The following is a 22,679-nucleotide window of genomic DNA, read 5'->3' as shown; positions in this document are numbered from 1 at the left end:
TATTATTTCTGCCCTGCCACACCAAACCCGCCGCCGCCCGGCGTGTGGATTTCAAACACATCGCCCGGCAGCATCTCGGCCTGCCCGATGTGGTCCAGCAGCTCCACCCGGCCATCGCTGCGCACCACCTTGTTGATGCCCACCGCGCCCGGCTGGCCGCCCGCCATGCCAAACGCGCCATGGTGGCGGCCGTTCGACAAAATGCTGGCCGTCATCGGCTCCAGAAAGCGCACGCGGCGGATGCCACCGTCACCGCCCTTGTACTGCCCGGCGCCGCCCGAGCCCTTGCGAATCTCGTAGCCCTCCAGCCGCACGGGGAAGCGGAACTCCAGCACCTCGGGGTCCGTCAGGCGCGAGTTGGTCATGTGGCATTGCACGACGCTGGTGCCTGCAAAGCCGCCAGTGAGCTGCCCGTTGGCATCCCACACGCCGCCCGCGCCGCTGCCGCCCGAGATCGTCTCGTAATACTGGTAGCGCGTGCTGCCAAAGGTAAAGTTGTTCATGGTGCACTGCCCCGCCGCCATCAGGCCCAAGGCGCCATACAGCGCGTTGGTGATGCAGGTGGACGTTTCCACATTGCCCGCCACCACCGAGGCCGGAGGGTTGGGGTTGAGCATGCTGCCCGGCGGGATGATGACGTTCAGCGGCTTCAGGCACCCCGCGTTCAGTGGAATGTCATCGTCCACCAGCGTGCGGAACACATACAGCACCGCCGCCATGCACACCGCCGTGGGGGCGTTGAAGTTGTTGGTCTGCTGCGGGCTGGTGCCGGTGAAGTCGATGGTGGCGCTGCGGCTCGCTGCATCCACCTTCACGGCTACGCTGATCTGCGCGCCGTTGTCCAGCGGCAAGGTGAACGCACCATCCTTCAGGCGCGTGATGACGCGGCGCACCGACTCTTCTGCGTTGTCCTGCACATGGCGCATGTAGGCCTGCACGACATCGAGCCCAAACTCGCCCACCATGCGGCGCAGCTCCTGCTGCCCTTTTTCGTTGGCGGCAATCTGCGCGCGCAGGTCGGCCATGTTCTGCTGGGGATTGCGACTGGGGTACTCGCCGCTTTCGAGCAGCGCAATCATCTCTGCCTCACGCAGCACACCGCGCTCCACGAGCTTCACGTTGTTGATCTGCACGCCCTCTTCCTCGATGCGCGTGGAGAACGGTGGCATGGAGCCCGGCGTGGTGCCGCCCACGTCCGCGTGGTGGCCCCGACTGCCCACATAGAACGTGGGCTCCGCTTCGTCGGCAATGTAGACCGGGGTGATCACCGTGATGTCCGGCAGATGCGTGCCGCCGTGGTAAGGGTCGTTGAGCACATACACGTCACCGGGTTGCATCTTGCCCGCGTTCTCACGCACCACCGTCTTGATGCTCTCGCCCATCGAGCCCAGGTGCACCGGCATGTGGGGCGCGTTGGCAATCAGGTTGCCCGCGGTGTCAAACAGCGCGCAGCTGAAATCGAGCCGCTCTTTGATGTTGACCGAATACGCGGTGTTCTGCAGCTGCAACCCCATCTGCTCGGCGATGTTCATGAACAGGTTGTTGAACACCTCCAGCAGCACTGGGTCCACCGTGGTGCCCACGGCATGCTGCACGGCGCGCGCCACGCGGCGGTTGAGCAGCAGGTGGTCCAGGTCGGTCAGCGCGGCCTCCCAGCCGGGCTCGACTATTGTTGTGGCGTTCTTCTCCGCAATGATGGCCGGACCGGGGATCACGTCGCCGGGGCGCAGATCTTCGCGCACCACCAGCGCGGCGTCGTGCCATGCAGCAACGCCATCCACGCCGCCGGTGTACATGCGCACCGTGCTGCGGCGCGGCACGTCGCGCGTGGGTTGCAGCGCATGGCGTGGTTCCACGGGCGCATCGCCGGGCACCACGGCCTCGACCGAGACGGCCTCAACCACCAGACCCTTGCCCTGCATGAGGAACGCAAAGCGCTGGCGGTAGGCATTCTCAAACGCAGCGGTGATTTCGGCCAAAGAGCCCAACGGAACGATCAGGGCCGAGTCACTGCCCTCATAGCGCACGTGCACGCGGCGGTGCACCACCGCAGTGCCTGCACCCGCTTGCTGGCGTTCCAGCTCGGTGCGTGCCGCAGTGGCCAACTGCTCCAGCGTCGCCTCAATACCGGCCAGTGCTTCGGGCACGAGTTTGGTTTCTATGGCCTGTTCGCGGATCACGTTCTGGTCGGCCAGGCCCATGCCATAGGCGCTGAGCACGCCCGCCAGCGGATGCACAAACACGCGCGTCATGCCCAATGCATCGGCCACCAGACAAGCATGCTGGCCACCCGCGCCGCCAAAACATTGCAGCGTGTAGCGCGTCACGTCGTAGCCGCGCGCCACGCTAATTTTCTTGATGGCATTGGCCATCTGCTGCACGGCGATCTGGATAAAACCGTGGGCCACATCTTCGCCCACACGCCCCGTCTGTTGGGCCAGGCTGGCAAACTTCTGCGCCACCGCGTCACCATCCAGCGCCTCGTTGGCCGCATGGCCAAACACCTTGGGGAAGTGCGCCGGCTGGATCTTGCCCACCATCACGTTCGCATCCGTCACGGCCAGCGGGCCGCCCCGGCGGTAGCTGGCGGGGCCGGGGTTGGCGCCCGCGCTCTCGGGGCCGACCCGGAACCGCGCGCCGTCAAAACCGAGGATGGAGCCGCCACCCGCTGCCACGGTGTGGATGCTCATCATGGGCGCGCGCATGCGCACGCCAGCCACCTGGGTTTCAAACTCGCGTTCAAACTCACCCGCGTAGTGACTCACGTCAGTGCTGGTGCCGCCCATGTCAAAACCAATGACCTTGTCGTGGCCTGCGAGGCCCGCTGTGCGCGCCATGCCCACAATGCCGCCTGCAGGCCCCGACAGGATCGCGTCCTTGCCCTGGAACACCTGGGCATCCGTCAGCCCGCCCGACGACTGCATGAAGAACAGTTTGACGCCCGGCATCTCGCTGGCCACCTGGTCCACATAGCGGCGCAGGATGGGCGACAGGTAGGCATCCACCACCGTGGTGTCGCCTCGGCTCACGAACTTCATCATGGGGCTGGTGGCGTGGGAGGCACTCACCTGCGTGAAGCCTGCCTCGCGTGCGATGCGCGCTGCGGCTTGCTCGTGCGCCGTGTAGCGGTAGCCGTGCATGAACACAATGGCCGCGCTGCGCAGGCCCGCGTCGTACGCAGCCCACAGGCGCTCCTTGAGGTGCGCCTCGTCGAGCGGCTCGATCACCTCGCCCTGCGCGCCCACACGCTCCTGCGCCTCGATCACGCGCTCGTACAGCAGCTCGGGCAGCACGATGCGGCGGTCAAACAAACGCGGGCGGTTTTGGTAGGCAATGCGCAGCGCGTCCTTGAAGCCCTTGGTGGTGATGAGCAGCGTGGGCTCGCCCTTGCGCTCCAGCAGCGCGTTGGTGGCCACGGTGGTGCCCATCTTCACGCACTCCACCTGCTCGGGCGTCACGGGCTCACCGGGCTTGAGGCCCAGCAGATGGCGAATGCCCGCCACGGCAGCGTCTTTGTATTGCTCGGGGTTTTCGGACAGCAGCTTGTGCGTGACCAGGGTGCCGTCGGGGCGCTTGCCCACCACGTCCGTGAACGTGCCCCCACGGTCGATCCAGAACTGCCAGCGGGACATGGGAGAGGGTTGGTTGGACATGGTAGTGCTATCTAATTAATAGCTGCCAGCGCTTTAAATGATTGCGCTACAGCCAGTTTTTGTTCAAATTTTAAGGACCCAGTGCGCACTGTCACAGTGACGCCGCAGAGCGCGCAGCCTGGTCGTACATGCCCGACAACACACGCAGCAAACGGGCCAGCTCGCCGATGTCGCGGTTGAGCGCGTCGTCGGCGTTCAGGGCGTCGATCAGGCAACTTTCGCGGATCTCGCGGTAGCGCTGCACATACGCGCGGCCCACGTCCGTGGCGGCGTAAGTCACTTCCTTGCCATTCTTTTGCGAGGCCACCACGCCCAAGGTCTGCAGCTTTTTGAGCGAGTAGTTCACCAGGTGTGTGTCTTCCACATTCATGATGAAGCAGATGTCTGCCAGGCGTTTGTCGCGTGCGCGGTGCGTGACATGGTGCAGCACCACCACATCGAGCGGCGTGAGGTCCTTGAGCCCTGCGGCCGACATGCAATGCACCACCCAACGGTGAAAGGCATTGCCCGCCACGATGAGGCCGAACTCGAACTCGCTCATCTCCGCGCTTTGTGCCGACACCAGGTGGGCCGACGACACGATGGGGCCAGAGTCGATCTTGGGGCGCTTGGTTTCAGCTTTCATGGCGATGGCGGTCCTGCGTTGAACGGGCACTGGCACGGGATATGCATGTGGCATTGTAGGCAAGTCGATGATAATTTGTTGGCAATTTGTCAGCGTTTAGGCAAAACACCTATCGCAATTCGATCGACTTCCGATACAGTGATTTGTTACATCCAACCCTGCGGAGCAATATCCATGAAGCGTCGAATCTTCCCCGTCACCGCACTCGCCCTGACCCTGGCTGCGGGCCTGTCCGCCACCTCGGCTTTCGCCCAGACCAAGTGGGACCTGGCTGCGGCCTACCCGGCCACCAACTTCCACACCGAGAACATGGTGCAAATGGCGGGCGATGTGGACAAGGCCACGGGCGGCAAGCTCAAGATCACCGTGCATGCCAACGCGGCGCTGTTCAAGGCGCCAGAAATCAAGCGTGCCGTGCAAGGTGGCCAGGCACAGATGGGCGAGATCCTGCTCGCCAACTTCCAGAACGAATGGCAACTGTTTGGCGTGGACGGCCTGCCTTTCCTGGCCGACAGTTATGACGCCTCCAAGAAACTCTACGCAGCACAAAAACCTTTCCTCGAAAAGAAGCTGGCCGAACAAGGCATGGTGCTGCTGTATGCCGTGGCCTGGCCACCCCAAGGCATCTACACCAAGAAGCCGCTGGCCAGCGCGGCAGACCTGAAGGGCATCAAGTGGCGTGCCTACAGCCCAGCCACGGCGCGCATTGCCGAGCTGGTGGGCGCGCAACCCGTCACCGTGCAAGCGGCAGAGTTCTCGCAGGCCCTGGCCACGGGCGTGGTCGAATCGACCATGACCTCGGGCGCCACCGGCGTGGACAGCAAGCTGTACGAGCACCTCAAGTTCTACTACGACACCCAGGCCTGGTTGCCCAAGAACGCGGTGCTGATGAACAAGAAGGCGTTTGACGCCCTCGACAAGCCCAGCCAGGACGCCCTGCTCAAGGCCGGTGCTGACGCCGAAGCGCGCGGCTGGGCCAACAGCGCCAAGGTCAACACCGACACCGTGGCCAAACTCAAGGCCAACGGCATGAGCGTGGAAGCCCCCTCCGCCGCCCTGAAGGCGGACATGGCCAAGGTGGGTGACACCATGCTCAAAGAGTGGCTGGACAAGGCCGGCCCTGAAGGCAAGGCCTTGATCGACGCCTACCGCAAGTAAACCAGGCACCCACGCCCATGCGTCGTTTGCTTGATTTTCTGTACGACAGCGCCGCCGCTTTGGCGGCGCTTTTTATGGTTGGCCTGCTGGGGATGGTGCTGCTGTCCATCGCCAGCCGCCAGTTCCACTTCCATGTGCCGGGCACCGATGCCTACGCAGGCTACCTGATGGCTGCGGCGGGTTTCCTTGCACTGGCCCACACCTTGAAGCGCGGGGAGCACATCCGCGTCACGCTGCTGCTCAACTTCTTGAAGGGCGGCGCCAAGAAAGCGTTCGAGATCTGGGCACTGGCCATTGCCTCGCTGCTGGCGCTGCTGTTTGCGGTGTACAGCTGCAAGCTGGCTTGGCAGTCGCACGAGTTTCACGACATCTCCACCGGCAGCGACGCCACGCCCCTGTGGATTCCTCAAATCGCCATGGCCCTGGGCACCGTGATTCTCGCCATCGCGTTCATCGATGAACTGGTGCTGGAGATGATGGGCAAACGCGTGGAGCCCAACGCGGGCGAAGCATTGCGCAATGAATAAACCGGGCACCACCTACCATGAGTGATCTCGCCATTACCGGCCTGCTCGTACTGTCGCTGTTCCTTATTCTGGGCAGCGGTGTATGGATCGGGCTCACCCTCTCGGGCGTTGCCTGGATCGCCATGCAGCTGTTTTCCGCGCGCCCCGCCGGGGACGCGATGGCCGTGACGATTTGGGGCTCGGCCTCCAGCTGGACCCTGACCGCTCTGCCTCTGTTCATCTGGATGGGCGAAATCCTGTTTCGCACCCGGCTGTCGCAAGACATGTTCAAGGGCCTGGCCCCCTGGGTGCAGGCACTTCCCGGTCGGCTGCTGCACACCAACGTGGTGGGCTGCACCATCTTTGCTGCCGTGTCGGGCTCCAGCGCTGCCACCTGCGCCACCATCGGCAAGATGACCCTGCCCGAACTGACGCGCCGGGGTTACCCCGAGCACATGGTGGTGGGCACGCTGGCCGGTGCCAGCACGCTGGGCCTGTTGATACCACCGTCGATCATCATGATCGTGTACGGCGTGTCGGCCGAGGTGTCGATCTCGCAGCTCTTCATTGCCGGGGTGTTCCCAGGCATCTTGCTGGCAGCCCTGTTCTCGGGCTACATCATGGTGTGGGCACTGCGCAACCCAGACCAGGTTCCGGCCGCCGACACCCGAATGACCTTCATGGAGAAGCTCTCGGAATCACGCAGCCTGATCCCCGTAGTGCTGCTGATCGCAGCCGTGCTCGGCTCCATTTACACCGGCTTTGCCACCGCCACCGAGGCGGCAGCGGTGGGCGTAGTGGGATCGCTGGTGCTGTCGACCGTGCAGGGCTCGATGAGCTGGAGCACCTTCAAGGAATCGCTGATGGGCGCCACGCGCCTGTACTGCATGATCGCGCTGATCCTGGCGGGGGCGGCATTCCTCACACTGGCCATGGGCTACATCGGCCTGCCGCGCCATCTGGCGGAATGGATATCGTCCCTGGGGCTCAACAAGGCCCAGCTCATTGCTGCGCTGGCAGTGTTTTTCATCATTCTGGGCTGCTTCCTGGACGGCATCTCGATGGTGGTGCTGACCATGGGCGTGCTGATGCCTACGGTGCAGGCCGCCGGCATCGACCCCATCTGGTTCGGCATCTTCATCGTGCTGGTGGTCGAAATGGCGCAGATCACACCGCCCGTGGGCTTCAACCTGTTTGTGCTGCAGGGCATGACAGGCCGCCAGCTCCCCTGGATTGCCAAGGTGGCCATGCCCATGTTTTTGCTCATGTGCGGTGCCGTGGCGTTGCTCTATATCTTCCCAGGCATCGTGACCTGGCTGCCACAGCAGATGTCGGCGCGCTGAAAACAACGCAGCATGCCAGGGCCATAATCGCCCGATGCTGTCTGTTTTTGCCATCTGCATTGGTGCCTGTCTGGGCGCATTGGCGCGCTGGCGCCTGGGCCTGTGGCTCAGCCCCGGAGGCCTGATTCCCTGGGGCACCCTGGCCGCCAATCTGGTGGGGGGCTACCTCATCGGGGTGTGTGTCGCCGTGTTCCACGCCATGCCTGAACTCGATCCCGTGTGGCGGCTGGCGTTGGTCACGGGGTTCCTGGGCGCGCTCACCACGTTCTCCAGTTTCTCGGCCGAAGTGGTCGAGATGCTGATGCTGCAGCGCTACGCCATGGCGCTGGGCACCACGGCGCTGCACCTGCTGGGCTCCCTCGGCCTCACGGTGCTTGGCATGCAAAGTGCTTCGTATTTCATAGCATCACGCGCTTGATACCTGTGCGCCAGCAAGCTATTTCGTCATAAAACCACGCCACACTGCTACAGACGTTCACCGGCCACTGCCGGTGCCGCCATTTCTTCCCCCATTCACTGACCGATACGCGAGCCCCCTATGGAAGCCAACACCCAACTCAACGAACGCCGCCTGGCCGATGCCTGGGCCGAACTGCACAACCACGCGCACAACGGCAACCCCTTGCAGGCCGATGCCAACCGCATGGCCTTTGCCGACCCCGAATTCATGTTCCGCCGTGAAACACGGGGCATCCGCTTTCAGCTCGAAATGCTCAAGCCCGACCTGGGCCAGGCCGAGCAAGGCATTGAAAGCACCGTGGTGGTGTACGGCAGCGCGCGCTTCGTGGCCCCTGACGAGGCCGCCGCCCAGCTGACCGAAGCCGAGGCCAGCGGTGACGCGGAACGTGTGCGCCGCGCACGCCTGGCGGTGCGCAACGCAGGGTATTACGACCTGGCCCGCCAGTTCGCCAAGCTGGTCGCCGACTACAGCGAGCGCCAGCGCCCCGCCGACCGCATCTACATCTGCACGGGCGGCGGCCCCGGCATCATGGAAGCGGCCAATCGGGGCGCGCACGACGCGGGTGCACTGAACGTGGGCCTGAACATCGCCCTGCCCCATGAACAAAGCGGCAACCGGTTCATCTCGCCGTCGCTCTCCTTCAAATTCCACTATTTCGCGCTGCGCAAGATGCATTTCATGATGCGCGCAAAGGCCTTGGTGGCCTTCCCCGGCGGTTTTGGCACGCTGGACGAGCTGTTTGAGGTGCTGACCCTGGTTCAGACCAAAAAGGCCAAGCCTGTGCCCATCGTGCTCTTTGGCACCGACTACTGGAAACGCCTGGTCAACTTTGATGTGCTGGTCGAAGAAGGCACGATCTCGGCACAGGACCTGAAGCTGTTTCACTACACCGACGACCCACAGGAAGCCTGGGACCTGATCCGGGCGTTCTATCAACTGTGAAGGGCCCTACAGCACAGGGATGACCCGCTGTGCTGCACTGGTACGTCCATCCTCATGCGCTGTGGCAGTAATTTCGCAACAGCGTCTGGGAGATCGTCAATAAGCGCTCATCGCCACAACCACTACCGGATCACAGGTGGTGGAGGTGGAGGCACCCGAATAATGATCGGCAACACCGGGATGAACACGAACGGTGGCCTGACCGTTGGCGGCGGTGGTGTGGTAGTCGGAGGCGCCGTGGTTGGTGGCGTGGGCGCTGTGGGCCGCGTGGGCGGCGGCGGTGTGGTGGGAGTGGGTGTGGGCCCAGGCGGTGCGGGTGTTACGGGCTGGGGCGCACCAGTGGGCGGTGGCGGCGCCACGGGCACGGGTGCTGGCGGTGGTGCCGCTTCAGGCGGTGGCACCGGGATGGGTGCTGGCGCCGGGATCATGTACACAAACGCGCGGCGCCCCTGCCGATCGATCTGGTCACCGGCCAGCAGTGGTGTTTGCACGTCAGGCACCGGCAGCAAGGCCCGGGTGTGGGTGTACACCGGCAGCTCCTGGTCCGACACCACCAGCACCGCCTCACCGGCCGTCACGCCCACACAGCCCGCCTGTGTGCACACTTCGATTTCGTCCTGCTCGCCCGACACCAACACCTGGCCATTGGCATCAATGGCCAGCAAGAAGGCAGAGCCCCGGATTCCAACCACTGCGGTGGGCGTGACCACCCGGTAGTTTGCCGGGTTGCGTTTGCCAATCAGGCCCGTGATGGCACGCATGCCACCACGCAGCAGGTTGACCACAAAATGGTCTTCCCCCGTGCCAGCACCATCCGCATAGCGGGCCACGGTGAACTGGGAGTCTGGGTACAAGGCCACCAGGCCCCCATCCGAAAACCGGATCTGCGCCCGCCCCTCATTGCCCGTGACCACCACATCCCCACCATCGAGCGCGGCCCCCTTGGACAGGCGCGACAGGCTCTCGCCCCGCCGCAGCTGCACATCCCCCGCCGTGAACTGAACCAGCCCGGCCGCAGCCAATCCCGTCAGCGGCCAAGCCGCCACCATGCCCATCAGCAGCGCCAGCCGCGCGCGTTTTTGGTCGGACGTCATAGGCACCTCCAAGGTGTGGCCGAAGAACCCCAGGTATGCAGCGGCATTCAGAACTCCCGGCGCACGGTGATGGAAAACACCCGCCGCTCGTAGTCAGTGATCGGCAGCGCGGAGGCATTGCGCGTCACCATCCACTGCGGTGTCACACGCCAGCCCGGTGCGGGGGTCCAGCTCAGTCCCAGTGCCAACTGCGCCTGGCGGTCAGACCGTGTCACGGCAAAGAATGGGTCTTGCCCCCCATAACGTCGGTGCTCCCAGTCGGCACTGGCAAACGCCACCCACTGGGGCGCCAGCGGCCACTGCCCGCCAGCGCGCAGACCCCAAAGACGGTGCCCCAGCGGGTCTGCGCCACTCGCCTGGGGTTGCTCCCGGCCACCGTACAGACCCGCATAAGCCGAAGACCCATTGCGAAAGAGATGCGAGTACGAGGTGCCCACCACGCTGCGCCGCACGTTGCGCAGGGCCTGCATGGGGTATCGAACCTCCAGCACCTGCACAAAACTGCCCCACTGGCGGAACCCGTCCATGCGGTAGATCCACTCTCCCAGCACACCCCCCATGGTGCGCAGGCGCGCACCGTCCAGTGCGTAGTAAGAGCCCTGGGCCGACGCAATCAGCTCGTGGCGCTCGGAGCGCCAAGCCATGCCCAGCGTGCCATCAAGCGCGGTGTGATCAAACCGATCCGCCTGGCCCGCATAGTGGCGGGTGGCGCCAATGGCAGTGCCCACCACAGACCATCGCGAATTGAGCACCGCCCGCCCCCGCAAACCCGCCTGCGCCACCACATAGTTGCCCGATGTCGCCAGCGCCTCGGGCAACAGTGTCCACGGCGGTGTACCGGGAACGGGTGATTGCAAATCACCCACGACCGGGGCCGCATTGGCGTTGGAATCATGCCCCACACCCAGCTCCACGTAACCCTTGAGCGAAGAGCGACCGCCATACTCCTGGCGGTCGTACGAATACAAAAACTGATCGAGTGTGTGCCCCGCATCCACGGGGATCAGCGCGGCTTGCACGTCGGACGGCAAAGCCAGAACCCCCCGGCGGTCACCCACCGCCTGAAGAGACTGCCCCAGCGCCACCTGCGCCTGCTGATTGCCGGGCTGTGCGGCAAGCAACCGCTCGCGCGCCATGATGGCCCGGGTGTACTGCCCCGCCGCATGGGCGGCGTCGCCCATGGCGGCATCAAAGACGGGGTCTCCCGCCCGTTCGGATTCGAGTGGGTCAAGCAACTGAAAGGCCTGCATCGCCTGCCCCTGGCGACCCAGAGCGAGCGCTTGCTGCACCACATCGTCGGCCCATGCGCCACAAGACAGGCAACCCCCCAGCGCCATGCACCATGGCAGCAAACGCTGTGACCAAATTCGCAGGTACATGACGGCCCCCTCTCGGAACCCGCTGGCGGGTGTAGGCAATTTACACCTGTTTACGCTTTTTAGGGTGTTTCGGCGTCGTGCTTTTCACCCATGCGCCACGCCATACGCGCCCCGCTCCCCACGGCGCCCCCCACAACCCAGAATAGTCCGCCAACGCCAATCACTGCCCCAGCCGTGCCAAACAGCATGGGCATGAGCACACTGGATGCATTGATCGCCATGAGCCGCAGGCCCAGCGCCTCACCGTGGCGGGCAGGCGGTGTGATCTGGTGCAGCAGACTCATCACCATGGGCTGCACAGAACCGAGTGCAAAACCCAGCAGCACCGAGCAGACGCCCATGGCCAGTGCGCTGGCCAACAACGGGTAAACGCCAAACAATACCGCTGTGACCACCATGGCCCCGGCCACGACCACCCGCTCGCGCAGGCGCTCGGCCACCAGCGGCATCAGCAAACGGACGAGTGCCGCAGCAATGGCAAAGGCGCCCAGGATGGAGCCGATGACGGATGCCGACAGACCCCGCTCATGCCCCAGCAGCGGCACCACAAAGGTGTGCACATCCCAGCACGATGACAAAATCCAGTTCACCACCAACAGGCGGCGAAACGGCGGATCGTTCATCAAATCCCATGCGCGCTGCGGTGCCGCCCCTGCGGCAGCAATCACCGGGGGTAGCTCGACCGTGTGACGCACCCAGAACCATGTGAGCAAGGGCAACACGGCCATCAACGCAAAAGCGGCGCGGTAGCCTTCCGTACTGCCCGCCACGGCACCTGCGTTGTCGATCATGAGCCCTGCACAGAAAGGCCCAATGAAGTTGGACACTGCGGGCCCGATGGCGAGCCAGCTGAACACCTGCTTGAGCTGCGTGGCGTCGTGTGCGGCACGGCCCACATGGCGCTGCAGTGCGATGGTGGCTGCGCCGGTCGCGCCTCCCGTCATCAGTGCAGCCAGGCACAGCACCGGGAAGATCGGAAACACCAACGCCATCCCAGCGCCCACCGACGCCACCACCACCGCATAACCCACGGGCCGTTTGAGTCCGTGGCGGTCTGCGTAGCGCCCCGCCGGCAACGCCAAAAACACCTGTGTGAGTGCAAACAGCGCCAGCAACACGCCCACCGCTGCAGCGCTGTAGCCCTCGCGCAGTGCCAACAACGGTGCCGCCAGGCGCATCCCCGCCATGCAGGCGTGCACACAGATCTGGCCAGCGATCAACCGGGCCAATGCCCTGTTCACGGCAGGTCGTCCTCAGCATCGAAGCCGGTCAGCGCAGCACTGCCCTCCCCTGCCAATGGCATGGTCACTGGCAACGGCGCTTCCGGCGCGGGCAGGTCCTGCACATCGCGCAGGCGCTTTTGGATGGCGCGGGTGCGCACGCCCACCTCGTCAAACTTCTTGGCGGCGGCGTCGATGGATTTCTTGGTGGCCTCGACGACATCGCCAAACTTGGCGAACTCGGTCTTGACCATGCCCAAGAGGCTCCACACCTCGGACGAACGCTTTTCAATCGCCAGCGTCTTGAAGCCCATCTGCAAGCTGTTGAGCATGGCGGCCAGGTTGGCCGGGCCGGTGATCATCACGCGGCATTCGTTCTGCACCGCTTCGACCAGGCCGGGGCGGCGCATGACCTCGGCAAACAGGCCTTCGGTGGGCAGGTACAGCACGGCAAAGTCCGTGGTGTGCGGGGGTGAGACGTACTTGGCGAAGATCTTCTTCGCTTCGAGCTTGATCGATGTCTCGAACGCATTGCCCGCCGACAGCGTGGCCGCCTTGTCGGCCGCGTCCTGCGCGTCCATCAGGCGCTGGTATTGCTCCACGGGGTACTTGGAGTCGATGGGCAGCCACACCGGGTGCTCATCGTTCTTGCCCGGCAGGCGGATGGCGAACTCCACCAGCTCGTCGCTGCCCGGCACGGTCTTGACGTTGCGGGCGAACTGGTCGGGCGTGAGCACGTTGTCGATGATGGCGCCCAGCTGCATTTCGCCCCAGGTGCCGCGCGACTTCACGTTGGTCATCACACGCTTCAAGTCGCCCACGCTGCCCGCCAAGGTCTGCATCTCGCCCAAACCCTTGTGTACTTGTTCGAGCCGGTCGCTGACCTGCTTGAACGATTCGCCCAGGCGTTGCTCCAGCGTGGCGTGGAGTTTTTCGTCCACCGTGCGGCGCATTTCTTCGAGCTTGGTGGCGTTGTCGGCCTGGATGGCGGCCAGGCGCTCGTTGAGCGCGGTGCGCAGTTGCTCTGCGTTGTGCTGGCTGCCCTGCACCAGCCCGGTGAGCTGCTGCGACACCGCGTCTTGCAGCACCGCAAACTGGTTCTTGATCTGAAAGCTGTTGGCTTCGAGCTGGTCTTTGAGCGCTTGCGACATCACCCCCAGCTGCGACTGGGTGTCGCTCTTGAGCGCATCGAGCGTGAGGCGCGTGGCGGCATCCAGGGCCGTGAGGCGCTGCTCCAGCCGCGCCTCGAACACGCCAAAGGCGGCCAACAGATCGGCACGGCCGTTGCGCGATTCGGCCACCGCCTGCGACAAGCGCTCATCGACCGCGTGGCGCAGCCCCTCCAGCGTGGTCTGCGTGGTTTGCGTGAAGCCGCGCAGCTGCTGGCCCATGCCGTCCAGCGCGCCATCGTTCTTGGCCACGGCCAGCTGGGTGGCCTGGGTGGTGCGCTCCAGCGCCTGCAGACGGGCCAGCCATTCGGGCGGCAAATCCACACGGGGGCGGCGCAGCGCCAGCAGCGCGAGGGCAATGAACACCAGGGCCAGTGCGGCCAGCAGCACGAGGGTATCGGTAGTCAAGGCAGGTTTACTATTATTTTGATAGCTTCTAGCGCTTATCTATCAAGCGCTAGCAGCCTATTTCGCTTAAAGGGAATGCACTACCGCGCCCGCAGGCCGGGTACGGGCTGGTTCACCGGGGTCAGCGGCCCGCGCCCGCCCAAAAAGGCGATCAGGTTGTCTGCCGCCAAATTGGCCATCGCGCGGCGCGTGGGCACCGTGGCGCTGGCGATGTGGGGCGTGAGCACCACGTTGGGCACGGTGAGCAGATCGGGGTGCACGCTGGGCTCGCCTTCAAACACATCCAGGCCCGCTGCGGCAATGCGGCCCTCGCGCAGCGCCACGGCCAGCGCCGCGTCGTCCACAATGCCTCCGCGTGCGATGTTGATAAGCGTGGCCGTGGGTTGCATCAGCGCCAGCTCGGCCGCGGCTATGGTGTGGTGCGATGCAGCTGTGTAGGGCACCACCAGCACCACATGGTCGGCGGTGCGCAGCAGCTCGTCCTTGCCCACATAGGTGGCCTTGCATTCCGCTTCCAGCTCAGGCGATAGGCGCGAGCGGTTGTGATAGATCACCTTCATGCCAAAGCCATACGCGCCGCGCCTGGCAATGCCCTGCCCGATGCGGCCCATGCCGATGATGCCCAGCGTGCTGCCATGAATGTCGCTGCCCGCGAACATGTCGTAGCTCCACTTGGTCCACTTCCCGGCGCGCAGGTAATGCTCGCTCTCGGTCATGCGGCGGGCCGTGGCCATCAACAGCGCAAAGCCAAAGTCGGCCGTGGTCTCGGTCAGCACATCGGGGGTGTTGGTGCCCTGCACGCCCGCGGCGGTCATGGCGTCCACGTCAAAGTTGTTGTAGCCCACGGCCATGTTGGCGCAGATCTTGAGGCGCGGCGCAGCGGCCAGCAGCGCGGCATCCACGCGCTGGCTGCCGGTGGTCAGAACGCCGTCCTTGTCGGCCAGGCGGGCGGCCAGTTCGGCTGGGGTCCAGATCGCGTCGTCGGGGTTGTCCTGCACGTCGAAATGCGCGCGCAGGCGGTCCACGATGTCGGGGAAGATCGCACGGGCGACCAGGATGCGGGGTTTGCTCATAAGGCTTCAATCTCCAAACTATTCGCGAGGCCGACCGGCCTGTGCAACTGGCGTGGTCCAAGCCAGTTGCCGCCGAGCAAAGGCCGCCCTGCAGCGATGGCGGCGTCCTCCTTCCCGCAACGCGCATCGGCACGAAAGAAGGGGGAAGCGACGCAGCCGCTCAGGGGGATGTCCATTACCTGAACCAGATGAAAGTCATCACAACGAACAGCGGCACCAGGATGCCGCCCGACCACAGCATGTAGCCAAAGAAGCTGGGCATCTTCACGCCACGGTCTTCGGCAATGGCCTTGACCATCATGTTGGGCGCGTTGCCGATGTAGCTGTTGGCGCCCATGAACACCGAACCCGCCGAGATGGCCGCCAGCGTAGGGGCCAATGTGGTCATCAGCACGGCCGGGTCACCACCGGCGGTGTTGAAGAACACCAGGTAGGTGGGTGCGTTGTCGAGGAAGGAACTGAGCACGCCCGACGCCCAGAAGTACATGGCCGGGTCGGGCGTGCCGTCGGGACGGGTGACGGCCGCCACCACAGCGCTGAAGGGGCCATTCAAACCCGCCTTGAGCATGGCAATGACCGGGATGATGGTCAGGAAAATGCCCGCAAACAGCTTGGCCACCTCTTGCATGGGCCCCCAGCTGAACTGGTTGTCTTCATGCACCTGCTTGGGCGTGAGGTACAGCGATACCAGCGTGACCAGAATCAGGCCCACGTCGCGCACGATGCCGGGCAGGCCCACGTCGGTGCCCGCCATGCTGAACGACACCGGCGACTTCCAGATGCCGCTGAGCAGCACCAGCACCACCACCACGCCCAACAGCGCAAAGTTGACCTTGCCATCAAAACCAATGGCCTTGGTGTCGGGCGTGGGGTCGGCCCGGAGCACCTCTTCACGGCGGTGGTAGTACCAGGAGTCCAGCGCAAAAAAGAGGGCCAGCAGCGCGCCGACCAGGAACAGGGTCTCGGGGAAGATATGGCCCACCGTCCAGAAGAAGTCCACGCCCTTCAAAAAGCCCAGAAACAGCGGGGGGTCGCCCAGCGGCGTGAGCGAGCCCCCTGCGTTGGAGACGATGAAGATAAAGAACACCACGACATGCGCTGTGTGCTTGCGGTTGTCGTTGGCGCGGATCAGCGGGCGGATCATCAGCATCGACGCACCCGTGGTGCCCATGAAGCTGGCCAGCACCGCGCCAACGGCCAATATGGCGGTGTTCAGCGCGGGGCTGCCATGCAGGTTGCCCCGGATGTAGATACCCCCCGCCACAGTGAACAGCGCCGTGAGCAAGATGACAAAAGGAATGTATTCACCCACCAGCGCATGCACAAAGCTGGCACCCGCAGCACCCGGGCCAAAGACCACGGCAAACGGCAGCAAAAACGCCAGCGCCCAGCCCGCAGCCACTTTGCCAAAGTGGTGGTGCCAGAAGATGGGGGCCAGCAAGGGCATGAGCGCAATCGACAGCAGCAGACCCGCAAACGGCACACCCCACAGCGCGGACAGCGCGCTGCCGTCAATGTCGGCCGCCAGGGCCCAACCCGGCAGGGCAACCAGAAGACTGGCCACCGCCAGCCCACGCGAGAATTTCATGGTTTTTGTCTCCATCACATTGTCAAGAAAACGGGGGGCGCACAGTGGTGCCACCGGGGCGCCGCAAAGGTCAGACCGGCGAGGGAATGTCGAAAACCTGGCGCAGATAGGCCAGGTACTTTTCGTCATCGCACATGCCTTTGCCAGGCGTATCGGACAGCTTGGCCACGGGTTGGTCGTTGCAGCGCGTCATCTTGATGACCACTTGCAAGGGTTCATGCTCAGGGGGGCTGCCCAGGTCGTTGGTCAGGTTGGTACCAATGCCAAAGGCCAACTGACAGCGCCCACGGAACTGCTGGTACAGCTCGATCGTGCGCGGGATGGTGAGTGCATCGCTGAAGATCAGCGTCTTGGTCAGCGGATCGACCCGGTTCTTGCGGTAGTGATCCAACAGGCGCTCGCCCCAGGCAAACGGGTCGCCACTGTCGTGCCGTGCGCCATCAAACAGCTTGCAAAAATACAGGTCGAAGTCGCGCAGAAAGGCGCTCATGCCGTACACATCCGACAGGGCAATACCCAGGTCACCCCGGTATTCCTTGGCCCACATTTCAAAACCAAACACCTGGCTGTCGCGCAACCGGGGCCCCAGCGCCTGGCAGGCCTGCAGGTATTCATGCGCCATGGTGCCCAAGGGGGTAACACCGAGCTTCATCGCATACAGCACGTTGCTGGTGCCCGCAAACTGCCCGGGGCCTGAGGGCGCGCCAGGGCGGCGGTCGCCCGTGCCCAGACGCGCCACCAGCACGCGCAGCACTTCTTCATGCCAGGCGCGGCTAAAGCGCCGGCGGGTGCCGTAGTCAGCGATCTTGAGGTCGGAAAGGCCCTCGCCCTGCAGCAAGGCGATCTTGGCGTCCAGCCGCCTGCGGCCTTCGGGAAAATCGGGCACCTTTTGGGTGTTGCGAAAGTAGACCTCGTTGATGATGGCCAGCACCGGGATCTCAAACAGGATGGTGTGCAGCCAAGGGCCCCGGATGGAGATTTCTATCTCACCGTTGTGCTGGGGCGTGACGGTGATGTATTTTTCGTTGAGCTTGAACAGCCCAAGAAAATCCACAAAATCACTCTTGATAAAGCGCATGGAGCGCAGATAGGCCAGCTCGGCATCCTGGAACTGCAGGCAACACAGCGAACGGATCTCATCGCGGATCTCGTTGGCAAACGGTGCCAGTTGCACGCCGGGGTTGCGGCACTTGAACTTGTATTCGACCTGCGCCCCCGGAAACTGGTGCAGCACCACCTGCATCATGGTGAATTTGTACAGGTCGGTGTCGAGCAGGCTGGTGATGATCATGGGCAGGGCGAGCCTTGGAAACCGCCAATGCGACTCCCAGGCCACAGACCGGGCAACAAAGCCGCAAAGTGTAGGCCATAGCGGCGCAGGGCGCAGGGCAAGGCCTGGGGTGTCAGCCAGTGTTCAGACACCACTGAGCAGCAGGCTGAAATTGAAGGCATTTTGGGCCCTAGCGCTTATTGCACTTACACCTTACGCTATCAAATTCATTGCAGACGATTGGACCGCGCTCAAACCGGCATCACCAGAGCCTGCAGCACCTTGCGCAGCGCTTCGGGCACTGGCACCGGCCGGCGGCTGTCACGGTCTACGTAGACATGGATGAAATGACCGGCTGCAGCGCAGAGCGACTCGCCCTGTGCGAACAGGCCCACCTCGTAGCGCACGCTGGAGCCCCCCAACCGAGCCACGCGGATACCGGCCTCCACGGTCTGGGGGAAAGCCAGCGGCGCAAAGTAGTTGCACTGCGTCTCAATGACCAGACCAATCGTTTCGCCCGCATGGATGTCGAGCACGCCCTGATCGATCAGGTGCGCATTCACCGCCGTATCGAACCAGCTGTAGTACACGACGTTGTTCACATGGCCATACACATCGTTGTCGGCCCAGCGGGTGGTGATGGGACGAAACACGCGGTAAGCGCTGCGTGGTTGAGGCGCCGGGCGTGCCGGCGCGCAAGGAGCATTGGTGGGGGTGCTGGCTGCGGAGGTCATGGCCGCACATTCTGCCAGCGCTGGTGGTACTGCAACGCCACGCGCCAGGTGGTGAGCTGCGCTTGGAGCGTGTCTTCCAGATCGTTGCCATACCCACCGGCCATGGCGAAGACCAACGGAATTCGCCGCTGCCACGCCCAGTCAAACACACGCCGATCACGCGCCTCCAGGCCGTCATGGCTCAAGGCCAGGCGCCCCAAGCGGTCTCCCACATGCGGGTCTGCGCCCGCCAGGTAGAACACCAGATCTGGCGTGCATCGCAGCTCGATCGTGTCCAGGGCCTGGTCCAGGGCCTGCAGGTATTCGTCGTCCGCGCAGCCATCTGGTAGTTCTACATCCAGATCGCTCAGTTCCTTGCGAAAAGGGAAGTTGCGCGCCCCGTGCAACGACAGCGTGAACACGCTGTCATCGTCCCGAAAAATGTGGGCCGTGCCGTTACCCTGGTGCACATCCAGGTCGATCACGGCCACCTGAAGCGGTTTGGCATGTCGTCCCGGCCCCTGCTCCGCCTGCATGAGCCGGGCAGCCACGGCCACATCGTTGAACACGCAGAACCCACTGCCCTTGTCCGCATAAGCGTGGTGGGTGCCGCCGGCCAGATTGCCCGCCACCCCTTGCTGCAGCGCCTGACGGCTGGCCGCCACCGTAGCCCCCACCGAGCGCCGCGCGCGCTCGGCCATGGCGTCGCTCCAAGGGAATCCAATCTCGCGTTGTGCAGCAGGCGGCAAGCTGCCTTGCTCGATGGCGTCGATGTAGCCCACCGCATGTACCAGCGCCAGCTCCTCGTTCGAGGCGGGCAAGGCGACCTGAAGCGCAACGCCTGGCAATTGCTGGGCAATCCGGTCGCGCAGCATGCGGTACTTGGCCATGGGAAAACGGTGGCCTTCCGGCAGGGGCAACACAAAGTGGTCGGCGTAATAGGCGTGCATGACACGATTGTGGCAAGCCAGGGATTTCTGGGGCATCGTCCCTAATTTGCTGCAGCGCAACAAAAAACCCTTGCAATAGCGCACCAAGCCCCTAAAATTCAACCCATGCTGCACTGCAACATGATTTTACCGAGTCAAGGTCAGCGCAGATGTCTGTAAGCCACCCTGGCCCTTTGGGTCCCATTTTTAGGAGATATGACATGACGCTGACCGCTGAACAAATCCTGGCCTCGCACAAAGCCAACATCGAAACCCTGTTTGGTCTGACCACCAAGGCCTTCGAAGGCGTGGAAAAGCTGGTGGAACTGAACGTGACCGCTTCGCGCGCCGCCCTGTCGGAAGCCGCCAACCACACCCAAGCTGTGCTGGGCGTGAAGGACGCACAAGAGCTGCTGGCTCTGCAGGCTGGCCTGTTCCAGCCCCTGGCTGAAAAAACCGCTGCCTACAGCCGTCACCTGTATGACATCGCTTCGGGCACGGGCGCCGAATTCGGCAAGGCTTTCGAAAGCCAGACCACCGACGCTCAAAAGGCATTCACCAATCTGGTGGACAGCGCCGCCAAGAACGCTCCTGCCGGTTCCGAAACCGCCGTGGCTGTCATGAAGAGTGCCGTTTCTGCCGCCAACAACGCATTTGAATCGGTTCAGAAGGCTGTCAAGCAAGCGTCCGACGTGGCTGAAGCCAACTTCAACGCTGTGGCCAGCACCGCTGCCAACGCCGCCAAGACAGCTGCACCCCGCAAGCGCTAAATCAAGCACATGCGGTCTGGAGTGCAAACTCTAGGTCGCGTTCAGGGAATACCCTGATAATTCAACCATGCGCTGCGAACATCGTTCACAGCGCCCCAGTTGTCTCCTTGGATCCTCTCGAAACCCCCGTTTCAGGGATCCTTTTAAAGCCCGGTTTTACGACCGGGCTTTTTTTTGCCCCGATGTTCCGCGCGACCCCTTTGTCGCCAGCCCCCCTGCTGCGCCCTCCTCCTTGCCACGCAGCTGAAGCGCCTACGCACCGCGCTCATTCCCGTTGCGTTGCATCATGAAGCTGCTGAGAATCCGGGTCGCAACCAAGGCGTTTATTAAGAATAGTTCGCGTTTGCTTTATCATTGCCGAAGTACCAACCCCGAAAGACGCATCCCATGTCGAAGACTGTGAAAGCCTTGTTGAGCGCTTGCGCCCTGGCCGCTGCCGCTGGCGCCGTCCATGCCCAGGACCAAGTGGTGAACCTCTACTCGGCCCGCCACTACTCCACCGACGAAGCCTTGTACACCGGCTTCACCAAGGCCACCGGCATCAAGATCAACCGCGTGGACGCTGACGATGCGGGCATCCTGGCCCGCCTGAAGGCCGAGGGCACGGCCTCTCCTGCCGACGTGATCTTGCTGGTGGACGCCGCCCGGCTGTACAAGGGTGAAGTCGATGGCCTGTTCCAACCCATCCAATCCAAGGTGCTTAACGACGCCATCCCCGCCAACCTTCGCAGCAATCCGGCAGCCGACGGGGGGATTTCGTGGTTTGGCTTGTCCACACGTGGCCGGGTGATCGTCTACAACAAGGTCAAAGTGCAAAAGACCGATGTGGACACCTACGAAGAGCTGGGTGATCCCAAAAACAAGGGCAAGCTGTGCATCCGCTCAGGCTCTCACCCCTACAACCTGAGCCTCTTCGGCGCAGTGACCGAGCACATGGGTGAGCAAAAAGCCGAAGCATGGCTCAAGGGCATGGTGGCCAATTTGGCGCGTCCCCCCAAGGGTGGCGACACTGATCAGATCAAAGCCGTGGCTGCTGGCGAGTGCGATATTGCAGTGACCAACACCTACTATCTGGCGCGCATGATGCGTTCGAACAAGCCCGAAGACGTGGCCGTGGTCAACAAAGTGGGCGTGGTGTTCCCCAACCAGGAATCGTGGGGTACGCACCTGAACATTGCAGGCGGCGCTGTGGCCAAACATGCAAAGAACCAGGCCAACGCCATCAAGTTCCTGGAATACCTCTCCAGCCCCGAAGCCCAGAACTACTTTGCCAACGGCAACAACGAATGGCCCGCCGCCAAGGGCGTGACACTGGACAACCCTGCGCTCAAGGCCATGACGGGTGGCAAGCCGTTCAAGAGCGAAACCATTCCGATCAGTGCTGTGGGCGCCAATATGACCAAGGTGCAGCAGATGCTGGACCGCGTGGGCTTCCAATAAAAGAGCCCCGGCGGCGGCGCTTCACCCCAGCAAAAGCCCGGCCTTGTCCGGGCTTTTTTACGCCTGCATGGCGCACGGGAGATGCGCCATAATTGACGTTTACGTTAACGTCACTTAATGGAGACAGAACATGGAAATCAAAGGCAAGGTATTCATCGTCACCGGCGGCGCTTCCGGTCTGGGTGAAGGCACGGCACGCATGCTGGCCGCGCAGGGCGGCAAGGTGGTCATTGCCGACATGCAGGCAGAAAAAGGCGAAGCCGTGGCCAAGGAGATCGGTGGCGCCTTTGTGAAGTGTGATGTGAGCAACGAGGCCGATGGCCAGGCCGTGGTGGCCAAGGCCGTATCGCTTGGCAAACTGATGGGGCTCGTGAACTGCGCCGGCATTGCACCCGCTGAAAAAACGGTCGGAAAGAATGGCGCCCACGCGCTGGCACTGTTCAGCAAGACTGTCACGGTCAACCTGATCGGCAGCTTCAACATGATCCGCCTGGCCTCCGAAGCCATGTGCAAGAACGAGCCCGAATCGACGGGCGAGCGTGGAGCACTGATCTCCACCGCCAGCGTCGCCGCCTACGATGGCCAGATCGGCCAGGCAGCATACGCCGCATCCAAGGGTGGCGTGGTCGGAATGACCCTGCCCATCGCCCGCGACCTGGCCCGCAACGGCATCCGCAACATGACGATTGCCCCCGGCATCTTCGGCACCCCCATGCTGTTTGGCATGCCACAGGAAGTGCAGGATGCTCTGGCCGCTGGCGTTCCCTTCCCCAGCCGTCTGGGCACTCCCCAGGACTACGCCAAGCTGGTGCAACACATCTTCGAGAACGACATGCTCAATGGCGAGGTCATCCGTCTCGATGGCGCCATCCGCCTGGCCCCACGCTGATTGCCTTTGCAACGCGGTCGCACGATCGCCTGAAATGCTCTCTTATTGAT

At 63.5% G+C, this 22,679-nt stretch carries 19 protein-coding genes; 8 read left to right on the top strand and 11 right to left on the bottom strand.

The genetic code is table 11. The features are described from left to right. Positions 1 to 2: 2 nt before the first annotated feature. Positions 3 to 3,653, bottom strand: coding sequence for a hydantoinase B/oxoprolinase family protein (locus CLU85_RS10570; protein ID WP_100410220.1), 3,651 nt, complete (start codon positions 3,651 to 3,653; stop codon positions 3 to 5). 91 nt (positions 3,654 to 3,744) lie between these two features. Continuing rightward, the gene (locus CLU85_RS10565) at positions 3,745 to 4,278 is read right to left on the bottom strand and encodes a winged helix DNA-binding protein (protein WP_100410219.1); all 534 of its coding nucleotides are present in this window, start codon (positions 4,276 to 4,278) and stop codon (positions 3,745 to 3,747) included. 174 nt (positions 4,279 to 4,452) lie between these two features. Here CLU85_RS10565 and CLU85_RS10560 point away from each other — a divergent pair, with 174 nt between their 5' ends. The 5 genes from CLU85_RS10560 (at position 4,453) to CLU85_RS10540 (ending at position 8,687) form a co-directional block, all read left to right on the top strand. Continuing rightward, the gene (locus CLU85_RS10560; protein ID WP_100410218.1) at positions 4,453 to 5,436 is read left to right on the top strand and encodes a TRAP transporter substrate-binding protein; all 984 of its coding nucleotides are present in this window, start codon (positions 4,453 to 4,455) and stop codon (positions 5,434 to 5,436) included. Positions 5,437 to 5,453: 17 nt separating this feature from the next. After that, positions 5,454 to 5,963, top strand: a complete 510-nt coding sequence (locus CLU85_RS10555; RefSeq protein WP_100410217.1) for a TRAP transporter small permease — start codon at positions 5,454 to 5,456, stop codon at positions 5,961 to 5,963. Positions 5,964 to 5,980: 17 nt separating this feature from the next. Continuing rightward, complete coding sequence (locus CLU85_RS10550; RefSeq protein ID WP_100410216.1) at positions 5,981 to 7,285, top strand: TRAP transporter large permease; 1,305 nt, start codon at positions 5,981 to 5,983, stop codon at positions 7,283 to 7,285. A 34-nt stretch (positions 7,286 to 7,319) separates the two neighbouring features. Beyond that, complete coding sequence (gene crcB / locus CLU85_RS10545; protein ID WP_100410215.1) at positions 7,320 to 7,703, top strand: fluoride efflux transporter CrcB; 384 nt, start codon at positions 7,320 to 7,322, stop codon at positions 7,701 to 7,703. A 120-nt stretch (positions 7,704 to 7,823) separates the two neighbouring features. Next, entirely contained in the window at positions 7,824 to 8,687 is an 864-nt protein-coding gene (locus tag CLU85_RS10540; protein ID WP_100410214.1) for a TIGR00730 family Rossman fold protein, read from the top strand. A gap of 122 nt (positions 8,688 to 8,809) precedes the next feature. Here CLU85_RS10540 and CLU85_RS10535 read toward each other — a convergent pair whose 3' ends face one another. From CLU85_RS10535 to CLU85_RS10490, 9 genes are all read right to left on the bottom strand, one after another. Continuing rightward, the gene (locus tag CLU85_RS10535) at positions 8,810 to 9,781 is read right to left on the bottom strand and encodes a FecR domain-containing protein (protein ID WP_100410213.1); all 972 of its coding nucleotides are present in this window, start codon (positions 9,779 to 9,781) and stop codon (positions 8,810 to 8,812) included. A gap of 47 nt (positions 9,782 to 9,828) precedes the next feature. After that, the gene (locus CLU85_RS10530) at positions 9,829 to 11,160 is read right to left on the bottom strand and encodes a surface lipoprotein assembly modifier (RefSeq protein ID WP_100410212.1); all 1,332 of its coding nucleotides are present in this window, start codon (positions 11,158 to 11,160) and stop codon (positions 9,829 to 9,831) included. Positions 11,161 to 11,219: 59 nt separating this feature from the next. After that, positions 11,220 to 12,401, bottom strand: coding sequence for an MFS transporter (locus tag CLU85_RS10525; protein ID WP_100410211.1), 1,182 nt, complete (start codon positions 12,399 to 12,401; stop codon positions 11,220 to 11,222). Then, a complete protein-coding gene (gene rmuC / locus CLU85_RS10520) occupies positions 12,398 to 13,957 on the bottom strand; it encodes a DNA recombination protein RmuC (RefSeq protein WP_100410210.1) in 1,560 nt (519 codons plus the stop codon). The genes CLU85_RS10525 and rmuC overlap by 4 nt, the downstream gene beginning before the upstream one ends. An 80-nt stretch (positions 13,958 to 14,037) precedes the next feature. Further along, complete coding sequence (locus CLU85_RS10515; RefSeq protein ID WP_100410209.1) at positions 14,038 to 15,030, bottom strand: D-glycerate dehydrogenase; 993 nt, start codon at positions 15,028 to 15,030, stop codon at positions 14,038 to 14,040. A gap of 175 nt (positions 15,031 to 15,205) precedes the next feature. Next, the gene (locus tag CLU85_RS10505; RefSeq protein WP_100412481.1) at positions 15,206 to 16,618 is read right to left on the bottom strand and encodes a sodium:proton antiporter; all 1,413 of its coding nucleotides are present in this window, start codon (positions 16,616 to 16,618) and stop codon (positions 15,206 to 15,208) included. Between the two features lie 70 nt (positions 16,619 to 16,688). Beyond that, the gene (gene pncB, locus CLU85_RS10500) at positions 16,689 to 17,909 is read right to left on the bottom strand and encodes a nicotinate phosphoribosyltransferase (RefSeq protein ID WP_100410207.1); all 1,221 of its coding nucleotides are present in this window, start codon (positions 17,907 to 17,909) and stop codon (positions 16,689 to 16,691) included. A 230-nt stretch (positions 17,910 to 18,139) separates the two neighbouring features. Then, a complete protein-coding gene (locus tag CLU85_RS10495) occupies positions 18,140 to 18,622 on the bottom strand; it encodes a thioesterase family protein (RefSeq protein ID WP_100410206.1) in 483 nt (160 codons plus the stop codon). After that, positions 18,619 to 19,551: a histone deacetylase gene (locus tag CLU85_RS10490; RefSeq protein WP_100412480.1), complete on the bottom strand. Its 933-nt coding sequence runs from the start codon at positions 19,549 to 19,551 to the stop codon at positions 18,619 to 18,621. The genes CLU85_RS10495 and CLU85_RS10490 overlap by 4 nt, the downstream gene beginning before the upstream one ends. A 200-nt stretch (positions 19,552 to 19,751) precedes the next feature. Here CLU85_RS10490 and CLU85_RS10485 point away from each other — a divergent pair, with 200 nt between their 5' ends. The 3 genes from CLU85_RS10485 to CLU85_RS10475 all read left to right on the top strand — a co-directional run bounded on the left by CLU85_RS10485 (position 19,752) and on the right by CLU85_RS10475 (position 22,629). Then, entirely contained in the window at positions 19,752 to 20,300 is a 549-nt protein-coding gene (locus CLU85_RS10485; protein WP_010465778.1) for a phasin family protein, read from the top strand. Positions 20,301 to 20,687: 387 nt separating this feature from the next. Next, the gene (locus CLU85_RS10480; protein WP_100410205.1) at positions 20,688 to 21,740 is read left to right on the top strand and encodes an extracellular solute-binding protein; all 1,053 of its coding nucleotides are present in this window, start codon (positions 20,688 to 20,690) and stop codon (positions 21,738 to 21,740) included. 130 nt (positions 21,741 to 21,870) lie between these two features. Then, positions 21,871 to 22,629 carry a 3-hydroxyacyl-CoA dehydrogenase gene (locus CLU85_RS10475; protein ID WP_100410204.1) on the top strand — a complete coding sequence of 253 codons (759 nt, stop codon included), beginning with the start codon at positions 21,871 to 21,873 and terminating at the stop codon, positions 22,627 to 22,629. The last annotated feature ends 50 nt before the right edge of the window (positions 22,630 to 22,679 follow it).

Origin of the sequence: Acidovorax sp. 69 (genome assembly GCF_002797445.1) — a bacterium.
Taxonomy (GTDB): Bacteria; Pseudomonadota; Gammaproteobacteria; order Burkholderiales; family Burkholderiaceae_C; genus Acidovorax.
This window is presented reverse-complemented; position numbering and strand designations above follow the sequence as displayed.

Excerpts from the sequence above, each read along its gene's own strand:
- CLU85_RS10485 (WP_010465778.1), top strand. The coding sequence starts at position 19,752 with ATGACGCTGACCGCTGAACAAATCCTGGCCTCGCACAAAGCCAACATC.
- CLU85_RS10570 (WP_100410220.1), bottom strand. The coding sequence starts at position 3,653 with ATGTCCAACCAACCCTCTCCCATGTCCCGCTGGCAGTTCTGGATCGAC.
- CLU85_RS10565 (WP_100410219.1), bottom strand. The coding sequence starts at position 4,278 with ATGAAAGCTGAAACCAAGCGCCCCAAGATCGACTCTGGCCCCATCGTG.
- CLU85_RS10560 (WP_100410218.1), top strand. The coding sequence starts at position 4,453 with ATGAAGCGTCGAATCTTCCCCGTCACCGCACTCGCCCTGACCCTGGCT.
- CLU85_RS10555 (WP_100410217.1), top strand. The coding sequence starts at position 5,454 with ATGCGTCGTTTGCTTGATTTTCTGTACGACAGCGCCGCCGCTTTGGCG.
- CLU85_RS10505 (WP_100412481.1), bottom strand. The coding sequence starts at position 16,618 with ATGAAATTCTCGCGTGGGCTGGCGGTGGCCAGTCTTCTGGTTGCCCTG.
- CLU85_RS10475 (WP_100410204.1), top strand. The coding sequence starts at position 21,871 with ATGGAAATCAAAGGCAAGGTATTCATCGTCACCGGCGGCGCTTCCGGT.
- CLU85_RS10495 (WP_100410206.1), bottom strand. The coding sequence starts at position 18,622 with ATGACCTCCGCAGCCAGCACCCCCACCAATGCTCCTTGCGCGCCGGCA.
- CLU85_RS10535 (WP_100410213.1), bottom strand. The coding sequence starts at position 9,781 with ATGACGTCCGACCAAAAACGCGCGCGGCTGGCGCTGCTGATGGGCATG.
- CLU85_RS10530 (WP_100410212.1), bottom strand. The coding sequence starts at position 11,160 with ATGTACCTGCGAATTTGGTCACAGCGTTTGCTGCCATGGTGCATGGCG.
- crcB (WP_100410215.1), top strand. The coding sequence starts at position 7,320 with ATGCTGTCTGTTTTTGCCATCTGCATTGGTGCCTGTCTGGGCGCATTG.
- CLU85_RS10540 (WP_100410214.1), top strand. The coding sequence starts at position 7,824 with ATGGAAGCCAACACCCAACTCAACGAACGCCGCCTGGCCGATGCCTGG.
- CLU85_RS10480 (WP_100410205.1), top strand. The coding sequence starts at position 20,688 with ATGTCGAAGACTGTGAAAGCCTTGTTGAGCGCTTGCGCCCTGGCCGCT.
- CLU85_RS10515 (WP_100410209.1), bottom strand. The coding sequence starts at position 15,030 with ATGAGCAAACCCCGCATCCTGGTCGCCCGTGCGATCTTCCCCGACATC.
- CLU85_RS10490 (WP_100412480.1), bottom strand. The coding sequence starts at position 19,551 with ATGCACGCCTATTACGCCGACCACTTTGTGTTGCCCCTGCCGGAAGGC.
- CLU85_RS10550 (WP_100410216.1), top strand. The coding sequence starts at position 5,981 with ATGAGTGATCTCGCCATTACCGGCCTGCTCGTACTGTCGCTGTTCCTT.
- pncB (WP_100410207.1), bottom strand. The coding sequence starts at position 17,909 with ATGATCATCACCAGCCTGCTCGACACCGACCTGTACAAATTCACCATG.